This window comes from Paenibacillus sp. TSA_86.1, assembly GCF_052691815.1.
The window spans coordinates 606356-626477 of the sequence record NZ_JBQZGE010000001.1; the positions used below are offsets into that span (position 1 = coordinate 606356).

A 20122-nucleotide genomic window follows, 5' to 3' on the forward strand; every position below is an offset into this window, starting at 1 on the left:
AAACTTTGGTTTAATGCTGATCGCGGTACTCTTGGGGTGTCACGCCGAATTGACGTTTGAACACTTTGATAAAATACGCCGGGTCCATGTAGCCTATCTCCAAGCTGATCTCATATACTTTCTTTGTGGTCGTGACCAGCTTGTGGCAAGCTCGATCCATGCGTAGGCGGGCGATATATTCACTGATGCCTTCGCCAGTCTCAATCTTATAAATCTTGGACAGATGTGTTGGATGCAGGTTCACATGATCTGCAAGCACACGTAAAGACACGTCCAGATGAAGGTTTTTATCGGTAAACTCCTGAATCTTCTTCACATACTCTGACCGGGTATCTTTGACTTCGTTAGACGTACCTTCTTTGAGTTTGGCGAGTACGCCGAGCGACCATTTGCGCAGTTTGCCGATGGTGGAGAAAACTTCGCCACTTTGCAGTTGCTCGATCTCACTGCCCATTAGACCTGCCAGGGTGAGCTTGTTCCGATGAGCCAGGTTCGTGAAAGCAGCGGTGATGAGGAATCCGGCCTCCATACAGTGTTCCCATGATTCGGACCATTTTTCGTCCAGTTCGGCGCAGACGGCATGGATTTTGTCTTCCGCGGCATCCCATTGGCCGCTTTCCAGTAGTTGAATGAAGGTAGGCGGAGTGTACAGCACGTCCAGCGGACCTTGTGCCGCTGGTGCTTCGACATCGGTCACCCGCATGACGAATTCACGCTCATCCCCGACGATCTGGCGGAAATTGGCGGAAGCCTGACGGAAGCGATCGTAGATCTGTTCCGGGAAGGTGAACCACTCGGTCATGACAATGGAGAGGGAGCCTTTCAGAAACTGTTTTACTTTGGATTGAAGCTGAATCGAGAGCTTTTCCAGAATGGTTTCTTTTCCAATATCGCCGTTCGCTTCTTTCAATTGCAGCAAAAACACAACATACCCGTGCTCTTCCTTCACACCCCACACGTGCATAAACTCACCCATAATCTCTTCCGCCATGTTGATAATGGCATATTCGATCAGGGTCTGATCATGGCTGTCGTAGTGGCCGAACTCATTATCCATACGGACCAGCATCAGCGCGGCATCTCCGGTGTGGAAGGGCAGGTCGTAGTTGTCGAGCTTACGCTCCCATTCGCTGGCGGAGAACCGACGTCCTTGTAATGTCTCCAACAAAAGGCGTCCACGCAAATGCGGCAAATTCTCGCGCAGGGTAAACTGCGTTCGCGACAGGGAGCTGACAAGCGCCCATTCATTGTTCAACTGGTCGATGGCCTTCTGCACTGCACCGATGATTTCGTCATCTGTCGGCGGTTTGAGGAGGTAGTCCACGGCTCCGTGCTGGATGGCTTTCTTGGCATAATCGAATTCGGAATAACCGGATAGGAGGATGCATTTTATTTTTTTGTCCCGGATACGGATGCGTTCGATCAGCTCTATACCTGTCATTTCCGGCATCTGAATGTCCGAGATTACGATATCAATAGGGTGAGTTTCAATGAGTTGCAGGGCTTCGCGAGCGGAGTATGCCCGGTGAACCTGTTCGATCCCGAGCGTGTGCCAGGGTTTAGTCATGGACAGGTTGTCCACCCAGTGTGCTTCGTCGTCTACGATGATCATTTGCATGTTGCTTTGTCTCCTTGCTTGAGGGTTTACACGCTTCTAAGCTGACATGTGTTGCAAGCAGTATATCACACCACAATTCGCTTCTCTATGGAAAGAGTTCCGTGCACATCTGCGCTTGAAAAAAAGATTGAATAATCAATATTTATGTATAGTCATCCGATATATAGGGTGAAATTACATTGCTAAATTCCTCCTTAGAGAAGTAGGATGAATATGTATGAACAGTCACTCAGCAAGTGGCAATCTTGAAGCCGATGAGGAACTACAGAAATACATAAAGAAAAAAATGACAACGATGACGAAGAGACGAACAAAAAAGAAGAAAAAGAAAAACAAATGAGAAGAGAAAATGTATCATTACGGGGGGATTTTGTGAGTACGGCAAATCATTTTAATTTTAAATCGGACGAAGGAACTCGAATCCATGTGTATAACTGGCTACCTGCGAGTGACATTCAGGTCAAAGGAGTGGTGCAGATCTGTCACGGCATGGCGGAGACGGCGGCTCGGTATGAGCGTTTTGCACTGGAACTGAATCGGAATGGATACATCGTGTACATCCACGACCAGCGCGGGCATGGCAAGACGGCAGAGGTTCTGGAAAGCGTAGGGTATTTGGCAGATCGCGACGGATTCGAGTGGATGGTGCATGATCTGTATAAACTGACTGGTATCATTAAGAAGAAGTATCCTGAACTCCCTTTATTTCTGATGGGGCATAGCATGGGTTCCTTCGTTACGCAGCGGTATCTGATGCTCTATGGCGAAGAGCTAGACGGGGTTATCTTATCGGGTTCTACGCTGCATGTGCGCTTTATTCTTCATGCGGCTGCGCTGTTAACCAAAGAAGAGGTTCGGCGCCGCGGCAGACGTGTACCGAGCCAGCGGATGAACAAGTTGTCCTTCGGCAGCTACAACGATGCGTTCAAGCCAGTCCGCACCGAATTTGACTGGCTTAGCCGAGATGCGGAAGAGGTGGATAAATATATCCGTGATCCGTTCTGTGGAGCGGTATTTACGACAGGATTTTTCGCAGACTTTTTCACTGGACTCAAAAAGCTGGGGATTAAAAGCAATCTGAATCTGGTGCGCAAAGACTTGCCAATTTATATCTTCGCTGGAGACAAGGACCCGGTAGGCAGCTTTGGCAAAGGCATTATCCGGCTGTACAACGCCTATAAACAGCAGGGCATCGATAACGTGACATACAAGCTGTATCCGGGTGGACGACATGAGATGCTGAACGAAACGAACCGGGACGAGGTTACTACGGATATAGTGAGTTGGTTGAATGAGCGGATGAGCAAGAAAGTATAGACGTAGTGCCAAATGGAAGAAAGAAAGCAAGAAGATAGCAAAAAGTGTAGCAAAGAGGATAGCAAAAAGTATACGAAAAGATACCAAAAAGAAGGGAAAAACGCCTTTACCATCGCCAGAATTGGCGGGTAGAAGGCGTTTTTTATTACGTGCAATCGTTATGCTAGGCCCTTAAGGGTTAATGTGGCGCTCATCGTTCCACTCCTGAAGCATTTACGTTAGGTTAATCTGTCTTTATCTATCCGCCTGAGTCGTTCCCACGTTACTTGTCAGTGTCTTCGCTCGGGATTTCCCAGACGATTTCGGTGCGGAAGCCGCCGAGTGGGGATGGGCCGAACAACAGGTAGGAATGACTGCCAAAAGTATGGATCATACGCTGATACGTATTCCACAGGCCGCAGCCTACTTCATCTTGTAATGGCTCCAGCATTTCCTGGTTCAACGCTTCGTACTGCTCCGGCGTGAGGCCGGGGCCGTCGTCATCGATATAGATTTTGCCAAAGCCATTCGCACTTTCCCCAGTAATACGAATCTCCCCGGAGGTATACGACTTTCCAATCCCATGAATCACCGAGTTCTCAACCATCGGTTGCAACATTAAACGTGGCACCGACTGGGAAAGCATATGCTTAGGAATATCGATGTGATATTCAATACGGCCGTTGCGCAGCTTCTGAATATCCAGATAGTTAATGAGAAGCTTGATTTCTTCCTGCAATGAAGAGGTTTCCCGTTCCATTCGGGTGGTATAGCGATAGTAAGCACTCAGGTTATGCGCCATAGACACCACGGCTTGTTCGTCCTTCATCTGTGCCATGTTGATAATGTAACCGAGACAGTTATATAGAAAATGCGGATTAATCTGTGCCTGGAGCTGCTTCAGCGTAGCTTCTCTGGCTCGTATTTTTTCCTGAAACACATTTTCGATCAGATCCTGAATCTGGTGGGACATGTCATTGAAACGGTGGAACAAGAATGAAAACTCATTCTGGTTGTTGCTGTGCAAACGCACGGAGTAATCACCTTGCTGCACGCGGCGCAGACCTTTGATGAGCTTCTTGATCGGATACTGCACATTGCGATACAGAAGGATGGACGCGGAAATGCCCACAACAAGCAGCAAAATCATGCAGACATAGAACAGATTGCGACTCAGCGAAATCGGCTGCAAAATCTGATACAGCGGCACGACATCCACCAGATGCCAGTCCAGATAAGTGGATTTGACGGTGCTGACGAGATAGTTTTTGCTGTCCAGTTCCACCACATCTTGCGTTGTATTTTCGAGCGAATGGGTATCCAGATAACGGATCAGTTCTCCAGATAACTGCTTGTCTGCGGTGCGGTTCAGAATAGGGGCATTGCCTTTGTGATAAAAGAATGGATCGCCTTGTCCACCTGCCTTGTAGGTGTCGAGCATATTCTGAATGTTCTCATGGCTAAAGCTGGCTTCAATGACCAGATTACTGCCTGTGAGCATGCCTGGTTGTGCTAATGAATCCGTATAGAACCAGTAAAAGGATTGCATGGCGTCTTTCGAATCGGTGGAATGATCCCCGTAGGTCCATTGTCCGCTCATATTTTTTTTCAAATACGCCTCATCATAACCTGTATCGCGGGTGTAGTTCGCAATCACCTCTTTGTTCTGCTGGGAGTACACCGCGTAGCGGGTAGGCCAGAGATCGGTCACGCCGGTCTGGAGCGTCATTTTCTCCTGAATGATATACCGGGTCTGCATCTGATCATATTTATCCTGCCACAGGTTCAAGCCATTAAAGGCACGCACATTCGGATCACGCGAGAGAATGAGGCTGAAATCCATCATCTGATTGATGCGGGAATCGATCTGACTGGACAGAAACGTGAGTTGCTTGGTGTTCGAGACCTGCAGTTCTTTGCTGACGACGTCATATGTGACGTTGTTCGAATAGGTGTACATGATCAGAATCGGGATGAACAGAATGATGATTAACAGATTGATTTTAGCGAAAAGGCTGAAGCGGGATCGGATTCCTTTTTGAAAAACCTTAAAGCGCTCCCATGTATACATAAAAAGTCTCCCTTATATTCACATCTAACTATATTGATGGCCCTTTTTCTCACACGTTAACGGAGAGGGCAGAAAAAAACCGGAAAAGCAACGCGGTCGCTTACAAGCTTTCTGCAAGAAAGCTGCATCGGAAGCATACGCTTATCACCGGATTTTCCCCTTGAAAAGGGAATGAAAAAAATCTGGGGATAACGGCGATTGGAGGTTTATTCTGCCATCGGAGTGTCTCGTGTGAGGAATGGATGCTTATCAATATAGATCAAACTAACAAAACCCTATCCACCCTAACAATGTTATATAGTCAGACCTCGGAATGGCTTGATACTATTTATATCAGAGAAGCCCAAGACACACAAAAACTTTTTTTGGGAACAGGAGAAGGTTCATATGGAGGCTAAAATAGAGGGTCAACGGCTCCCGCAGGCGAATGTCGGCAACAAGCTGGAAAAAAAGAAGAAAAAACGTTACAAACAGCCGTGGATATTGCACTTCATGGTGCTTCCAGCGGCCATTATGGTCTTTATATTTTCATATATTCCGATGTCAGGTATTCTAATGGCCTTTCAGGATTATAAGCCCGCGTTGGGCTTCAGTGGTTCGGAGTGGGTGGGGCTGAAGCATTTCGAGTATATGTGGACCAATGATTATTTCCTGCAAATTACGTGGAACACACTATTCTTTGCCTGCTCGAAAATCATCATGAATCTGATCATTCCGTTTATCTTTGCCCTATTGCTCAATGAGGTGCGGAAGATGGCGCTGAAACGTACGATCCAGACACTGGTGTATCTGCCGCACTTCTTGTCCTGGGTGACGCTGTCCGGTATTCTGATCGATATTCTGGCACAGACGGGAATATTAAATCAGTTTCTGGTGTCGGTGTTTGGCATCAAACCGATTTTCTTCCTCGGGGACGGCAATTGGTTCCGGTTCACCGTCATTCTCAGTGATGTGTGGAAAGAGTTTGGTTTCAACACGATCATCTTCCTTGCAGCATTGGCGGGCATCAACCCGTCTCTGTATGAAGCGGCTGAAGTGGATGGGGCGGGGCGCTGGAAACAGACGATGTATATCACTATTCCTGCACTCATTCCCATCGGAATCGTTATTGCTACGCTGGCACTGGGCAACGTGCTGAACGCCAACTTTGACCAAATCTTCAATCTGTACAGCCCATTAATCTATCAGCAAGCGGATATTATCGATACGTTCGTGTATCGCGAAGGTCTGCTCAGTGGACAGTTCAGCTTTGCAACGGCGGTCAATCTGTTTAAATCGGTCATCAGTCTGATCCTCATTGTGATCTCGTACCGACTGGCGTATCGTTTTGCCGGATACCGAATTTTCTAAGAAAGGATGATGATGAACCATGTATCATAAAACGTTACCTTATCGCATTTTCAGCATCTTCAACAATGTGTTTCTAACCATCCTTTCGGTGCTCTGCTTGCTGCCGCTGTATCACTTGCTGATGGTATCACTTAGTTCGTCCGCCCCTGCGAATGCAGGGCTCGTGACTTTCTGGCCAATTGGATTTACGTTCGAAGCGTACGCCAAGACGTTTGATAACTCCAACTTCTTGTCCTCGCTCTGGGTATCGGTGGAGCGGACGGTGCTGGGCACCGGGCTTGCACTCATCGTCAATACGCTTGCGGCGTATGCTCTGTCGAAGGAGACGCGTGTGTTCCGCGCGCGTAATGTCTACCTGTGGTATTTTGTCATCACGATGCTGTTCAGTGGGGGCCTGATTCCGGGGTATATCCTCATTCTGAAGCTGGGTCTGATGAACACACTGTGGGCACTAATTCTTCCAGGTCTGGTAGCTGTGTTCAACATCATTCTGCTGCTGAACTTCTTCCGCACGGTGCCGAAGGATCTGGAAGAGGCTGCATTTATTGATGGCGCAGGTCATTTCCAGTCGTTTATCAAAATTTATCTGCCCGTGTCCGTGCCGGTTATTGCTACCGTGTCTCTGTTCATGATGGTGGGGCACTGGAATGCATATTTCGACGGGATTATCTACATCCGTGACTCGGAGAAGTTGCCTCTGGCGACATTTATGCAGACGATCATCGTGCAGGGCGACATGACCAAGATGGACCCGCAAGCGATTGCGAACCTGTCCCAGCGGACCATCCGGGCATCACAAATTTTCATCAGCGCACTGCCGATCTTGCTCGTGTATCCGTTCCTGCAACGTTACTTTGTAAGCGGAATTGTGGTCGGGGCTGTGAAGGAGTAGGGACGTAACATCGGAGTTTCGATGGAGTGCCCGGTGTAAATCTTATTAGTTCAACCGGTATACCATTGTGAAAAGAAAGCTGCCAAACTGGGGAAGGCCAGGGAGGCGGCTTCTTTATGATGTAAATATTTTCAATCTTATTAATTTGTTATAAGATAGTACCAATCCATGATGGAAGTGAGGTTATAGTTTTGATACCTCCATATGTTGTAGACCTCTAGGTACGTTACTGCTTATACCTTATTTTAGGTAAATCTAAAGTACGTGCCGGGGATGTTATTGTTCAAAGATAACGACGAAATGCAAGCATGGGAAATGCAACAGCTAGACAAGGATCTGGGTACATCGAAGAGAATTAAAAGAGATTTCGATCCTAGAATCAAAAAATTAAATGAGTATCGAAACCACAGAAAAACCAAGTATTATTATAATAACGAGGTTAAGTCCATTCGAAGACTCACTCAAAGAAGCTTTCGCAAACAATTCAAACAGAACATGCTTGATGAAGAATTTTATCGTCCAATACCTCATGATTATCGTACGTATGGTTGGTTGTCTTACTAAATAGAAAGAGAGAAGAAATTCTTTCTTCAGGCTGTCGAGAAAGTCTCGACAGCTATTTTTTGTACATTTATACATTCAATTCAACACGCTACGCGTTAATATTTTGAAGTGGACGATATCGGAATCAGGTTTGGTTTGGAAGACGAAATTGTAACGAGTTATGGCATAGAGGAAAAGAGTATGTTTTTAGTAAACGGATTGATGGCATGCAGGTAGATGGGTTTATTTTAAAAGACGTGCCTATATAATTCACTTCATTTAAGTACCATAATATTAACGGATTGTTAGGTTTGGACATACTTATTAAAGGTAAATTCATTCTGAATCTAGACAATTTCGAGCTGAATCAGTGAACATAAACCGCATTGCCCATCTCCCTCCATCCTGCTATAATGCCCGTATATTAAATGCATTGGGGGTTATGACGTGGCAATATGGACTGTGCCGGATTGCTCGTTCGCTAGAAAGCCTTACGCAAAGCCTGAATAGGGGCGGACTTTGTGTAGGGCGCGACATAATGAGATCGTGTGCCCTGAAATCAACACCAATATCATGGTTCGACCCGCAGGCTTTGCACCTTATTTGCTTGACCACTATAAATAAGGGGCTGAAGGCCATGAACACACCATTTATTCATAATCATCAATATAACTTCATTTATAAACAAGCCGAATTTCTGTTAAAAACGCTGCGCTCGGTCGTGGACCCCAAAGTTTTGGATACGGTCCGCTACACTGTCAGTACGAATGCCGTAGGCATCTTCGATCATCTGACGTCGGAACAAAAACAGCTGCTGGAGCAGCTATCCATGTATAATACGCCACATGACGTGCAGCAATATTTGAATCAGCTTGAAGCATATCTGATTCCTTACCCTCAGGTCACAGCTAAGCAGATTCAAAAGCTCTTTCCAAAGGCGAAGAAGCTCAAGCTGCCTGATCTGGAATCTATCGATTATGCACACACCACGTACCTGAGATGGATCGATATTGCGACAAGCCGCTTGTTCATTGTGTATCCGCATGAAGGCAAGTTCCTCGGGATTGAGGGACGCCTTGCCGCCACGAACAAGAAGGGATACTGCATGTTCTGTCACCGCCATCAGGAGCTTGGATTCTACAACGTGAAGACCAAGGCGCAGTCTGCGGACAACTTTGCGTCGATGGGTCAGTATGTGTGTATGGATGACAAGGCGTGTAACGAGAGCATTACGGATATTAGCATGCTGGAGAGATTCTTGCTGGCGACAATGAAATAAAGCTGAAGAGTCGTGTACAGCGAATATATTGTAAAACGAAGGTAGTATCGTTAAGCAGCACGAAACACCAAAAGGTCGCTCGGTAGAGCGGCCTTTTTGATGTGTAATACCGGATTCTTACTTACCAAAACCGCTCTTGAAAAGCGGAAACGGGTGATCTATTTTTCCAAAAGCGAAGCGGCATAGGGAGAATTACATGTGTTCAATGGTGAACGTTACACAAGTATTTCAATTTATGTTGCTGACCGTTCGGCAGGAGCGCTAACATAGTTCAGTCCCAACTCATACGCCTGATTCAACAGTTCCTCATAGTGTTCCGGCGGAGCATCCACCGTTTCATACAGGAATTCAACCTTTGAATTAGAGACACCGCAGTAATCGGCGATACCGACATTGAGCAGGTTTTGAATGGATTCACCGTAGTTGCGTTTATTCATCTGTTCTTCCGTCACACCGGAGAGAGCGATCCATAGAATTTGCTCATGATGCAACTTGTTCGAACCATAGGCAAAACTGTTGTTCATGACGCGGTCAATGTATCCTTTCAGCATCGCTGGCAGATGCCACCACCACAGAGGGAAGACAAAAGCAATCGCATCGTGTTTCTGGAGTCGCTTCATCTCCGTTTCAATCTGAGGGGAGTAGCGCTGATTATCTTGTGCATAGTCTGGTTCATCTTCTGCTCGCAGGATCGGATCAAAACCAATCTCATGTAAATCCACGATTTCGGCTTGATGACCTGCTTCTGTCAGGCCTTGAACGAAACGATCGGTGACCTGAAAGGTCAGGGAATCTTTGCGCGAATGAGATACCACCACTAATACGTTCATTATTAATCACAACCTTTCTGGAGCTTGGTTCGGTAGCCATAGCTCCTCTGCTGATGCTATTATAAACAGAGTTGAAAACATCTGGAAGTACGCACTTTATTGTTCTATAGGGAGATGAAAGTACCCTAGGAGCATGAAATTTGAACGTGAAACTTAACTGTACCTTGATGGAAATGTCATGATTGAAGAACCCTGAAATAAAGAAACATGATATAAAGGCCATGACATGAGGGTCAGAGAGATAACGGAGGGGTAGAGCGAGATGGAAGAGGGCAAGAAGAATGGCGAGGTTCTCAAGAAATATAGGGTTGGTGTTGAAGCGGCGCTGGAAGTGATGGGTGGCAAGTGGAAGCCGCTCATTATTTATCATTTGTTTACAGGTTGCAAAAGAACGTCGGAGCTGAAACGCTTAATCCCCGAGATTACGCAGAAAATGCTGACAACACAGCTCAGGGCACTTGAAAAGGATGAGATTGTGCAGCGTAAGGTGTACTCTGAGGTTCCTCCCCGGGTGGAATATGAGCTGACAGCATATGGATTGGGACTTAAACCCGCGCTGGATCTTCTGTGTTACTGGGGAGAAGAGCATCTGGATAAGGTTTACGGGGATAAGTCAAAGGTGCTGGAGGATTTTTAATTCCAGGAAACGTGAAGGACAGGGGAGAGAATCGGTAGAACATACAACGAATGCTCAAGGAGTAAGCAAAATAAGTTGCAGATTAATACAGGAAATAAAGAGGAGGAATAACTTATCACATATAAGACGATTTATCCAAGAACTGTATTGAACCTGATATGTATGTTGATGATAGAAATCATTTTATCTAGAAGTGTTTTTACTAGCGGAAACGGTGTGTTGAAGTACTTCGGTTTATTCTTGTTCGTCTATGTTTTAGTTTTCATTGTCTTTCTCATTCATCGGTTATTGTTCACCAAACCAAGCATTACGCTGGAAAGTGATCATATCATCTCTACCCAATTACAGAAATACGATGCATCTCAGATTGAGTGTATTTATATGAACTACAGACGAATCGGGTTTAAACGCTATGGCAAACGGATTGTGCCAATGGATTTATGCTTTTATTTTAAGAGAGATCAAGAAACCGCAGGTGTAGAAGCAGTCCGTGAATGGGCCGCGCGGAACGACAAAGAAATCAAATTTAAATTTTTTCAAACCTGGGGGTAGTCCTCGGATTGAACGTGTAAACATCTACAGTTAACTCATATAGCAGGAGAGATGCCCATGAAATATCTAACAAAAGAGTGGTACGAAACGTGCCAGCAGACAGGGCTTCATTTTGGCATGAGAGTACATAAAGGAGCGGCTTTGCATGACGAGGCTCTTTTTCAAAGACTATACAAACGGAAGGAAAAAGAGCATGTAAAGTTTCAGCGTGAGATGTATGATACCGATCCTCGTTTCATGCTAGAGCAGGAGGGTCAAGTTATGACGCGTGCAGACAAAGCATTTAGCGGTGAAGAGATCACGGCAGAAGATCAGATGGTGTATCATATGCCACCGGAAGAGCGAGCGCATATTGAGAAGCTGATTGCCGAGTATGATGCCCGTCCTGCATTTGATGAGAAGCAATGTAAAGACAACTATAAAGAATCAATGGCGTGGAACTTCCAATACCATGCGGAGAAGTTACCCTCGGAAATCTTGGAGCCAATAGCGGATATCCGTGTGTTTGCACTGGGATATTGCACGAGTGAAGTCATGCAGAAGCTTAAGGAACAGAGTGCAAGAAATACAAAAGAGATGGAAGCTGTATTAGAAGAGTATAGAGAAACCATGTTGAACCAGGGTATTTCGAATGAAATTCGCCGCAAGGTGCAGTTCCATGATTGTGAGGTGACAGAACTACGCACGGGTGACGATCTGGTTATCTGTTTTGACAACCGTGGCGGCTTCACTGACATCCATAAACTTACGCTGACGGCACCTGAAATTCTCAAGCAAGAGGGAGAAATGGTTGGCAGTCATTGGCTGTATGAGGAGCTGTACCGGATCGATAACGGGTACGAACTGCATGTTCTTTTGGACGGAGAACCCATGCCTGAATTGATTGTACGTTGTGCCGATATTGTTGCCGAAATATTAGAATGATACTGAGCCAACAGATGCACATCATCCGTTGGCGAGTAGATTCATCCCGTCATCCAGTTGGCCGGAAAGCGAAAGCACATCGTAGAAAATCCATTTGTCGGGATCGATCATCTGCACCTTGCCTTGACGAACTGCGGTTAGCTGTCTCCATATCGGATTGCGCTGCAGTTGGTTATACGTTAGCCCAGCTTCCTCACCATATACAATGACCAAGAAACGATCGGCCTCATATTGCCAGAGTTGTTCAACCGTTACCTGTCTTCCATATTGGTTAGGGTGCTCTACCAGCAGGTTACGAACAAGCGGGGGTGGCTTTAAACCAAAGGAGCCATACATAATTTCACCCACATTGCGATCTCCAAGCACGAATAATTCGTTCCCTTCAATGACCAAGAGGCCTACGGTCTCATGGGTATTTATATGAGGTTTAATCCGGCGTTGCGCGTACTCTCGTTTCAACTCATATTCGTTAATCCAGTTGTGTGCCTGCTTCTCCATCCCAAGCAGATCACCGATCGCTTGTAAATGCTCAGTCGCATGCAGACGCATCCATGGAATCGATACCAAGGGAGCGATACGTTCCAGTTGTTGCTGATGTTCCACATCAAGCGTATCACAACTGATAATAAGATCAGGTTTCAGCGCATGCATCTTGTCGTAATAGAATGTGGATTTGTCTCCGATACTTGTGATGTTATCTGCCAGTTTTTGAGCATAATAACCCAGATGATAGGCAGGTGCCCCGATGGGTTGAATACCAAGTGCGAGCAGAGTGCATACATAGCTCATGGACATAATTTTGTACTGGCGTGTGTTTACATATACGCGTGGCGGGACACCGGTTAGCTGTTTGAAGCGCCGATTAAAGTAATAACTGTCACGATAACCCACCTGCTCGGCGATTTCAGTAAGTGATTTTCTGGAAACAAGCAGCAGTTCTTTGGCTTTGCGTATGCGTAGAGAAGACACGTGTTCATGAGGCGTTGAACCAGTTATTTTTTTGAATAAACGGATGTAATGCTTAATGCCTATTCCAGTCTGCTCGGCTAACTGCCTCGTGCTGATCTCCTCGTTATAATGATCCATCAAAAAAGAAATACTCTGTTCCACGGCTTGCATGGCGGTGACCGTTTCAGATACAACCCTATTTTGCTTCAGCAGTGCGTACATCAGTTTCTGAAAACGAAAATGATATTCAACCTGTTCTTCCTCACTTACAGTATCTTTCATCGTAATCAGCTTCCGCATGGTTGAAATCGTACGACGAATGGGCTCAATCATCAGTTCCCTATTATTGAAACGGAGCAGAAGGTCGTTACCCGGCTCTGCACCAATGATGTCAAAGGTCATACATAGGTACTGCAAGGATTTCTGATCTTCTCCAGCTGTAATAATGACCGGTTTGCTACCAGGTGCAATGGAGTAGCTGCCCCCAGTCGTGAGCTTATAAGAACGGTCATCAATATGGATTTTGCCCGATCCCTCAGATACAATGATTAGCCTGTGGCTCAGACTGACATTCAGAGGTATTTCAAGAAGGTGGTTAATCTCCAGGGATACAATATCAATTAATCTGAAAAAGCAGGAATGGAAGGCAGTGGACTGCTGGGAGCTACTGCTCGTAGAGTTTTTGATCATGAACGTTCGAATTCCTCCTGCGTAAATGAGAATTATTATCACTATTCTAAAGACAAAAAAGAAGCTAGTCAACCATTCGGCAGACCAGCTTCTTCTGTATCAATTTGCATCGATAATTGCCTTCTTGACGTCTTCGAGTTTCTTCTCGTATGCGAGAGGACCATTCGTAATCCATACGTCGCCGCGAACCTCATAGACATGACCTTGTTGAACAGCAGGGAGTCGTTTCCATAGCTTGCTTTCTTGCAGTTCCTTGGCCTGTTCCGCTCGGCCTCCATCTACGGCGAGGAAAATATAATCGGCATCGATCTGTGGAATAGTTTCCATTGAAATGGTCTGAATGTCCTTATCTTCACCCCACGCCAGCTTCCGGACAATAGGTGCGGGCTCCAGTCCGAAATCACCATATAGGGCAGTCCCTACTTGACCACCAGGACCACCATATAATCGGATTTCTTTGCTGGCATGAATACGGACCATTGCAGCTGTCTTTCCTTTAGACGCGGCCTGTAATTGTTGCTTGGCAAGCTTTGTTTCCGCTTCGCGTTTCTGAATAACAGCGTCCGCTTGTTCTTTTTTACCGAGCAAATCAGCAACAAGGAGAAGGTTCTTTTTCCAGTTCTGCGGATACTGAATTTCACTTCCGGTGAATACATAGGTTGGTGCAATTTTGGATAACTTCTCGTAGGTACCTTCTTCTGCCCAACCCTGAAAGCCAAGGATAATGAGATCCGGCTGTGCTGCCATAATGGCCTCAAAATTAAAAGCGGCTGTATCCAGTTTTGGCACATCTTTTAAGTAGTCTTCAAGATAAGTCTGGTAATAGGTGCCACTGGAGTATTGCATTATCGGTTTGACGCCAAGCGCACTCATCTCATCTTCAACGAATAATCCAATGACTCTCTGAGGATGCTCCGGGATTTCAATTTTGCCGAGGATATGCTGGACGGTTCGTGTTCCTGTTGTTTGATTTTGGGCAGAGGAAGTGGCAGGTTCCGGTTGGACCCCACTTGCCTCTGTACCTTCTTTTACTTTTCCCGCGCCGCTGCATGCAACAAGCACCAAGCTAAGTACAATCATCATGCTAAATATAGATAAGCCTTTTTTATGATATGCCATCATGTTCACTTCTCCCACTGATATTTATTCTCATTTGTATACTTTGCTTATCATAAATAGCCGAACAGATTAGTTCAATGGACTTTTGAGATGGAATTATCATTTTTTGAAATATGTCCAATATGTACATGTTACAATGCATTTGCCTCAAATCTCTAAACAAACTCTTAATATGGCTGGGTAAACCGAAACCCATTCCTTTAATTGAGAAAATACAGCTGTTTTGTTCTTCTTGGTTTTCGCTTGGGACAGTTCAAGAAATAAACTTATGAGTTACTGGAGCGCGGTCTGTAGTCCAAATCACGGATCTCGTCCGCAAAGAGAAAGAAAAGTCCTCCTGGAGATCGGTCATCATTCGGTTCAGACAGGGAATGTTCATTAAATTTCCCTTACGCACGCAAGGGTTTAAGTCACTTTTCCAGGTGCGAAATTTGGGTATTCAATAAATAATTTTATAGAAAATGTATTTTATTAATTTAATATATGGTATCATATTAACCATTGTCTGTTGGATAATAGTGTTAATTTCATTACAATGTTTGGAGGAATATCTATGAAAAAGAAAACTTTAATCACAACTGGTTCCTTTCTTGGCATAGCCATTGTATCAAGTATCAGTTTATTAGTGGGCAGTGGAGCATCTACCCCTGATCCTTTTGACACAGCAAAGCCTGTTTCACTTCAAATGAAAGAAGAATATAATCCATCCGAAATACCTCCAGGATTTAATTCAGAGGAAAATGAGAAAACTGCAAAAAGCTTAGGCATTAACCGTAGCGACAACGCCAGTATCATGTCGATAAGTAATAATGCAAATTCACTAACGCTTAATCAGGAAATCCAGAAAGAAGGAGATATCTTTACAGGTGACGGGGGGACAGGAGAAATAGTCATCGAAGGAAAGAAACATCAATTTACAATTAATAGTTCTAATATCGCTCATACTGAGTTAAAGAATGGTAACAACCTGTTAACTGGAACTTTAGAAACTGAATTAGTAGATATGAATGGCAAGGCTCTTCCTACAACCATTAGTTTCACAAGAATTGTAGAAACAGGAGATCAATTTTCTTATGTAGCCATAGGTACGATTGAAGAAGGTCCTGTCGTGTTATCTTTCGGTAACGAAGATTTCGGAACGGAGGAAATCCGCAATTTTATTAAAGAAAATGCAAATATCGAGGAGGAGGTATTGTAGTGTTAAAATATAACAAATTCCTTATTTCATTTGTTGCATTAATCATGTTCGTTGTTCTGACTTCATCATTGCATGCTCATGCTGCCAATCTAAAAGTACATCATAAAGGAAATGCACATAGTTCCTATATTGGGGGAAGCACTCCGGCAATAAATGGTTGGAGTACTGTAGTTATTTCAACATCTTCAATAATGGATTCTAATAAAAGACAAGGTCGAACTAAAGTTCAAGCATGGGCTAGACTGGATACCATTCAAAAACATTATGGAACTTATTACGCTGCAACAGTGTCAGCTATAGAAACGAAGATGAAATCAACAACAGCAAGTAGCAATGTTGCTTTCGATGTATTAGGAACAAATCCTGGTCATAAAGTTTCTTCTCATAATATAGATACAACCATTTTTGATATAATCGATTATAATGTGCCAGGAGTAGGTATCGTAGGTAATATTGTGAATGTTCTGTCTAATGGAATAAAATCAGGGACAGATCAAGATATTTCCAATTCCAAAAACGCCACATTAACTTTTTTAAATCCAACAAACGCAAGCTTATCTAACAATGTTAGTTGGAAAGATGCCAACAGATCGATAGGATCTAATTCGAAATCTGGTGTTACAACTGAATTTAATTTCAGAGTATTAAATGGTGTGCAAGTCCATGTTGCTCCTCAGGCTAGAGTACAATACGGACTTTATCGGTCTACAAGTTTAACCCCGTTAAAAATCTGGTCTGCGCCAGCGTATGTTAATCATGCGTTAAATTAACAATGATGAACAAACCGTACACTAAACCAATTCTTTTTGTTGTTGTTGTTTTCATAATTTTCTCAGGAATTCTTCTTATAAATTGGACTCTCACGAAGGAAGCGAAAAACAAAGAAAATTTAAATTACTATACCAGCTTTGTTTCGAGTGTCCAGTCATTGGATAAAACGATGTCCCAAATCAATCAGGATAAGAAAGATAACGAGCTGGCTGCTCTAATGTTTGATAATTATACTTCGATCCTTTTTGTAAATGAGAGATTAGAGCTATTAAAGAACAACTCTTCCATGTCAGCAGACCTCAACTCTTTACAAAACGACCTATCTCTGTTTAAAAATTATTATGAACCTCTTGTAAGAAACCAAATCACTAATGGGGGAAATCTGGATACTCAGATTTATGAACAAATGCGGGAGCATTTTCATTTATTCAGTACTACATTACCGGCAAAGTACGAGGATTCGAAAGAGTTTGCTCAGCAGTTTTATAAAGCAGTAGAACATCTTAAAGCCTTAGTCCATTTGATATAATCATTTATTCAAAAAAACTCCTGATGGTATGTATTTCATCATCAGGAGTTTCTTTGTTTATCTACTATCAGTAAGACTTCGTCCCTGGAGAAATGTACCTTGAGAATTGAACCATGCCATAGTTAATAACTCAACTTTCGTAGCTCAATCTCTAAACAAACCCTTGATATAGCTTAGCTGGGCAAACCGGAGATTCATTCCTGTAGTTGACAAAAAATAGCCGATTTGTTTTTCTTCGTTTTTGCCTGAGACATTGCGAGAAACAAACGCATGAGCTGCGAAAGAGCGGTATGGTAATCCAGATCACGGACTTCATCGGCGGAGAGGAAAAAAAGTTCTCCGAGTGTTCGGTTATCGCTCGACTGACGTCGTTCGTAGTCTATGGCCAAATATCGACTGAGGACAATCGTAGATGACTAAATAAGCGATTCGAAATGGCGCACGATGCGAAGACTAAAGGCTTTTAAAAAGCGCCGCCAAGCAAAAAAAGCTTGATTTAAGAAACGATATACAACTTCTTTACCAGGGCTGGAAAGACCGAAAAATTTAGAAATGCCCGCTGTCGTAAGATTTCCAATATGAAGATTGACAAAACGTTTAGAAAAGCGAGACTGTGCAGACAGGGAATGTTGTTATAACATAGGGTTACGCACTCAAGGGTTTAAGTCATTTTTCTAGGTGCGAAAGTTGAGTTAATAATATGAATTGAATTATGTTTTGTCAGGCACATAAGTTCATAGACACCAAGGAGATGTACACGACTATGGAGTTATTTACAGCTTTAATTTCCGTTTTTGTATTTATTATTTCCGTGCTTATTGTTGCAGCGATTGTTCGCTATGCCGTGGATTCATCCAAAACATCCAGAAAACTGGATATGCTGATGAAGGAAGTACGCGACTTGAGAGCAGAAGTTAGAATGCTTCAACATACCAAAGGGCAGGACAGTCAACATATTATTGATGAAAAAGTGTAATAGCTGTGTGAAGCGGTGAGACCTTTAAGTTAGTGAATAGTGGTTAAAACAATAACTTAAATCGGGAGTGAACAAACCTTATGACTGCAATTCCAAACGTTCAGGCTGTTTTTATCGACAGAGATGGCACGATCGGGGGTACAGGACATTTTATTCATCCAAGAGACTTTGAGTTATATCCGAATGCGCAGGAAGCGATTATGCTCTTAAAACAAAACGGAATGAAGGTATTTGCACTCACCAATCAACACCGAATTTCACGCGGACAAGCAACGGTTCAGGAGTTTGAACAGCAGTTTCAGGAATACGGATTTGATCAGGCCTATATCTGCTGCCATGAAGAAGAATGCGGCTGCCGAAAGCCTAAACCGGGCATGTTACTTCAGGCCGCTGAGCATCACGATTTGGATTTGACGAAGTGTATTGTCATTGGCGATGTGGGCGAAACAGACATGCTTGCTGCGCATGCTGTAGGAGCCACGAAGATTATAGTGAGAACAGGCTGGGGCGAATCCTCGTTAACGAAGTTCAGAGATAAGTGGGCCCAGACGGAGCCGGATTATATTGCAGCTGATATCTTGGAGGCAGTGCATTGGATTATTGGAAATTTCGTTTATAAGGAGTGAGCGTATGATTTCAAGAACATGGCATGGAGCGGTACCGCTTGAGAACAAGGAAGCTTTTTTGGAATACGAGGTTGAAACAGGTGTGAAAGATACACTTGCCGTCAAGGGAAATCGCGGAGCGTATCTGAAAGTGGTTGAGCAAGGAGCCTATGCCCACTTTTTTCTGTGCACCATGTGGGAGGATATGGAGTCGATGATGGCATTTGCAGGGCCTGAGCCTACCATTGCTGTGACGTATCCGAAGGATGAGGAGCTTGGTTTGATCTCTGATCCAATTGTGATTATACAGGAAGTGACCAGTGCAGATAGTCCGTTCGATTAAAAGAGAAGTTGCTTGCAAAAATGAGATGGGATACAGGAGAAAGATATGATAAATATGAACCCGAGCATCAAGGAGATCAACGAGCTTTTTCAAAAGCACAGCATTAGCGAATACATCGTGGGAGCAAAACAGTTGTCAGGAACGACGGCTGGTCGGGTGTTCAGGCTACTTGCGAGCTCGGGCGAACAGTACATTTTGAAATGGGATGATCCGGAGGACATTCGTGTTACATGTCAGTTTCTGAATACATACAGTGAAGTGATGCTGTTGCCAAAGGTTCTTTTTACGAGTTCGGACAACACTTATTTTGCATACAGCTTTATGGAAGGTGAGACTCATAACCATGGGGGAGCGAAGAAAGTATGGTTAACCCGGCTTGTGAACGAGCTGTTGAATACATATGTGCGTCTGCCGGATACGAAGCGATGGGGAAGAATGGGGTATCCACGTGAGACATGGAAGGCATTCAATCAGATTAGTATTGATGAGGCGAGAGAGAATCTTGGTGATGTGCTTACAGCGGAAGATTACAATCTGGTTCAATCTACAGTGAATCGTCTGTTTCATGAGGATGAAACGGGGAGATTTCTTTTGCATGGGGATGCAGGTGTTCATAATATTGTGTTTGAGCAAAAGAAACTGATTGGGGTCATTGACCCATCTCCGATGGTTGGCCCCGTGATATATGACTTCCTGTATGCCTTTTGTTCCTCCCCGGATGACCTCGACCCGACATTGTTATGGGATGTATTCGGTCATCTTGAGCAGGTGACTATGAATAAGTCCAGATTGATGGAAGAAACGCTGGTTCATCTATACTGCCGGATTGGTCTCAGCAACAAACATCATCCACAGGACCTGCCTGATTATCTTAAAGCGTGGGATTTGTGGAAACGGCATATAACATAAAGCCAACCTTCGCTTGGAAGGTTGGCTTTACTATTGCAGATA

General features: G+C 44.2%; 18 protein-coding genes and 1 pseudogene. 13 read left to right on the top strand and 6 right to left on the bottom strand.

What is annotated here, in order from left to right:
- Positions 1-10: 10 nt before the first annotated feature.
- Entirely contained in the window at positions 11-1618 is a 1608-nt protein-coding gene (locus ACUTVW_RS02720) for a response regulator transcription factor (protein WP_445644359.1), read from the bottom strand.
- Positions 1619-1990: 372 nt separating this feature from the next.
- Between ACUTVW_RS02720 and ACUTVW_RS02725 the strand changes: the two genes are divergently transcribed.
- Positions 1991-2935, top strand: coding sequence for an alpha/beta hydrolase (locus tag ACUTVW_RS02725; RefSeq protein WP_445644360.1), 945 nt, complete (start codon positions 1991-1993; stop codon positions 2933-2935).
- 262 nt (positions 2936-3197) lie between these two features.
- Here ACUTVW_RS02725 and ACUTVW_RS02730 read toward each other — a convergent pair whose 3' ends face one another.
- Complete coding sequence (locus ACUTVW_RS02730; protein WP_445644361.1) at positions 3198-4985, bottom strand: histidine kinase; 1788 nt, start codon at positions 4983-4985, stop codon at positions 3198-3200.
- 492 nt (positions 4986-5477) lie between these two features.
- Between ACUTVW_RS02730 and ACUTVW_RS02735 the strand changes: the two genes are divergently transcribed.
- The 3 genes from ACUTVW_RS02735 (at position 5478) to ACUTVW_RS02745 (ending at position 9049) form a co-directional block, all read left to right on the top strand.
- The gene (locus ACUTVW_RS02735; protein ID WP_445644969.1) at positions 5478-6335 is read left to right on the top strand and encodes an ABC transporter permease; all 858 of its coding nucleotides are present in this window, start codon (positions 5478-5480) and stop codon (positions 6333-6335) included.
- Between the two features lie 19 nt (positions 6336-6354).
- Positions 6355-7227, top strand: coding sequence for a carbohydrate ABC transporter permease (locus tag ACUTVW_RS02740; protein ID WP_090921935.1), 873 nt, complete (start codon positions 6355-6357; stop codon positions 7225-7227).
- A 1180-nt stretch (positions 7228-8407) separates the two neighbouring features.
- Positions 8408-9049, top strand: a complete 642-nt coding sequence (locus tag ACUTVW_RS02745) for a FusB/FusC family EF-G-binding protein (RefSeq protein ID WP_445644362.1) — start codon at positions 8408-8410, stop codon at positions 9047-9049.
- A 233-nt stretch (positions 9050-9282) separates the two neighbouring features.
- Here ACUTVW_RS02745 and ACUTVW_RS02750 read toward each other — a convergent pair whose 3' ends face one another.
- Positions 9283-9879, bottom strand: a complete 597-nt coding sequence (locus ACUTVW_RS02750; protein ID WP_445644363.1) for an NAD(P)H oxidoreductase — start codon at positions 9877-9879, stop codon at positions 9283-9285.
- 262 nt (positions 9880-10141) lie between these two features.
- Here ACUTVW_RS02750 and ACUTVW_RS02755 point away from each other — a divergent pair, with 262 nt between their 5' ends.
- Together ACUTVW_RS02755 and ACUTVW_RS02760 are read left to right on the top strand one after the other, a co-directional pair.
- Complete coding sequence (locus tag ACUTVW_RS02755) at positions 10142-10516, top strand: winged helix-turn-helix transcriptional regulator (protein ID WP_445644364.1); 375 nt, start codon at positions 10142-10144, stop codon at positions 10514-10516.
- Positions 10517-11125: 609 nt separating this feature from the next.
- Positions 11126-11992, top strand: a complete 867-nt coding sequence (locus ACUTVW_RS02760; protein WP_445644365.1) for a DUF4085 family protein — start codon at positions 11126-11128, stop codon at positions 11990-11992.
- Positions 11993-12013: 21 nt separating this feature from the next.
- Here ACUTVW_RS02760 and ACUTVW_RS02765 read toward each other — a convergent pair whose 3' ends face one another.
- Both ACUTVW_RS02765 and ACUTVW_RS02770 read right to left on the bottom strand, forming a co-directional pair.
- Positions 12014-13630 (bottom strand): helix-turn-helix domain-containing protein, encoded by a 1617-nt coding sequence (locus ACUTVW_RS02765; protein WP_445644366.1) that lies wholly within the window; start codon positions 13628-13630, stop codon positions 12014-12016.
- A gap of 99 nt (positions 13631-13729) precedes the next feature.
- Positions 13730-14752, bottom strand: a complete 1023-nt coding sequence (locus ACUTVW_RS02770; RefSeq protein WP_445644367.1) for an ABC transporter substrate-binding protein — start codon at positions 14750-14752, stop codon at positions 13730-13732.
- 550 nt (positions 14753-15302) lie between these two features.
- Here ACUTVW_RS02770 and ACUTVW_RS02775 point away from each other — a divergent pair.
- Genes ACUTVW_RS02775 through ACUTVW_RS02785 form a run of 3 tightly spaced genes read left to right on the top strand, consistent with a single transcriptional unit; the run spans position 15303 to position 17247 of the window.
- The gene (locus tag ACUTVW_RS02775) at positions 15303-15947 is read left to right on the top strand and encodes a hypothetical protein (RefSeq protein WP_445644368.1); all 645 of its coding nucleotides are present in this window, start codon (positions 15303-15305) and stop codon (positions 15945-15947) included.
- Positions 15947-16717, top strand: coding sequence for a hypothetical protein (locus ACUTVW_RS02780; protein ID WP_445644369.1), 771 nt, complete (start codon positions 15947-15949; stop codon positions 16715-16717). The genes ACUTVW_RS02775 and ACUTVW_RS02780 overlap by 1 nt, the downstream gene beginning before the upstream one ends.
- A gap of 2 nt (positions 16718-16719) precedes the next feature.
- Positions 16720-17247 (top strand): hypothetical protein, encoded by a 528-nt coding sequence (locus tag ACUTVW_RS02785; protein WP_445644370.1) that lies wholly within the window; start codon positions 16720-16722, stop codon positions 17245-17247.
- 194 nt (positions 17248-17441) lie between these two features.
- On the opposite strand, the pseudogene ACUTVW_RS02790 reads toward ACUTVW_RS02785, so the two are convergent.
- Positions 17442-17660: pseudogene (locus tag ACUTVW_RS02790) on the bottom strand (IS4 family transposase); the annotation flags it as partial.
- Positions 17661-18010: 350 nt separating this feature from the next.
- Between ACUTVW_RS02790 and ACUTVW_RS02795 the strand changes: the two are divergent.
- From ACUTVW_RS02795 to ACUTVW_RS02810, 4 genes are all read left to right on the top strand, one after another.
- Positions 18011-18223, top strand: a complete 213-nt coding sequence (locus ACUTVW_RS02795) for a hypothetical protein (RefSeq protein WP_445644371.1) — start codon at positions 18011-18013, stop codon at positions 18221-18223.
- A gap of 80 nt (positions 18224-18303) precedes the next feature.
- Entirely contained in the window at positions 18304-18849 is a 546-nt protein-coding gene (locus ACUTVW_RS02800) for an HAD-IIIA family hydrolase (protein ID WP_445644372.1), read from the top strand.
- A 4-nt stretch (positions 18850-18853) separates the two neighbouring features.
- Positions 18854-19171: a hypothetical protein gene (locus ACUTVW_RS02805; protein WP_445644373.1), complete on the top strand. Its 318-nt coding sequence runs from the start codon at positions 18854-18856 to the stop codon at positions 19169-19171.
- Positions 19172-19216: 45 nt separating this feature from the next.
- Positions 19217-20080: a phosphotransferase gene (locus tag ACUTVW_RS02810; protein ID WP_445644374.1), complete on the top strand. Its 864-nt coding sequence runs from the start codon at positions 19217-19219 to the stop codon at positions 20078-20080.
- Positions 20081-20122: the final 42 nt, after the last annotated feature.

Bases quoted from the DNA above. Each gene is read 5' to 3' on its own strand.
- ACUTVW_RS02720 (WP_445644359.1), bottom strand. From the start codon at position 1,618: ATGCAAATGATCATCGTAGACGACGAAGCACACTGGGTGGACAACCTG.
- ACUTVW_RS02730 (WP_445644361.1), bottom strand. From the start codon at position 4,985: ATGTATACATGGGAGCGCTTTAAGGTTTTTCAAAAAGGAATCCGATCC.
- ACUTVW_RS02735 (WP_445644969.1), top strand. From the start codon at position 5,478: ATGGTGCTTCCAGCGGCCATTATGGTCTTTATATTTTCATATATTCCG.
- ACUTVW_RS02740 (WP_090921935.1), top strand. From the start codon at position 6,355: ATGTATCATAAAACGTTACCTTATCGCATTTTCAGCATCTTCAACAAT.
- ACUTVW_RS02745 (WP_445644362.1), top strand. From the start codon at position 8,408: ATGAACACACCATTTATTCATAATCATCAATATAACTTCATTTATAAA.
- ACUTVW_RS02750 (WP_445644363.1), bottom strand. From the start codon at position 9,879: ATGAACGTATTAGTGGTGGTATCTCATTCGCGCAAAGATTCCCTGACC.
- ACUTVW_RS02755 (WP_445644364.1), top strand. From the start codon at position 10,142: ATGGAAGAGGGCAAGAAGAATGGCGAGGTTCTCAAGAAATATAGGGTT.
- ACUTVW_RS02760 (WP_445644365.1), top strand. From the start codon at position 11,126: ATGAAATATCTAACAAAAGAGTGGTACGAAACGTGCCAGCAGACAGGG.
- ACUTVW_RS02765 (WP_445644366.1), bottom strand. From the start codon at position 13,630: ATGATCAAAAACTCTACGAGCAGTAGCTCCCAGCAGTCCACTGCCTTC.
- ACUTVW_RS02770 (WP_445644367.1), bottom strand. From the start codon at position 14,752: ATGATGGCATATCATAAAAAAGGCTTATCTATATTTAGCATGATGATT.
- ACUTVW_RS02775 (WP_445644368.1), top strand. From the start codon at position 15,303: ATGAAAAAGAAAACTTTAATCACAACTGGTTCCTTTCTTGGCATAGCC.
- ACUTVW_RS02785 (WP_445644370.1), top strand. From the start codon at position 16,720: ATGATGAACAAACCGTACACTAAACCAATTCTTTTTGTTGTTGTTGTT.
- ACUTVW_RS02795 (WP_445644371.1), top strand. From the start codon at position 18,011: ATGGAGTTATTTACAGCTTTAATTTCCGTTTTTGTATTTATTATTTCC.
- ACUTVW_RS02800 (WP_445644372.1), top strand. From the start codon at position 18,304: ATGACTGCAATTCCAAACGTTCAGGCTGTTTTTATCGACAGAGATGGC.
- ACUTVW_RS02805 (WP_445644373.1), top strand. From the start codon at position 18,854: ATGATTTCAAGAACATGGCATGGAGCGGTACCGCTTGAGAACAAGGAA.
- ACUTVW_RS02810 (WP_445644374.1), top strand. From the start codon at position 19,217: ATGATAAATATGAACCCGAGCATCAAGGAGATCAACGAGCTTTTTCAA.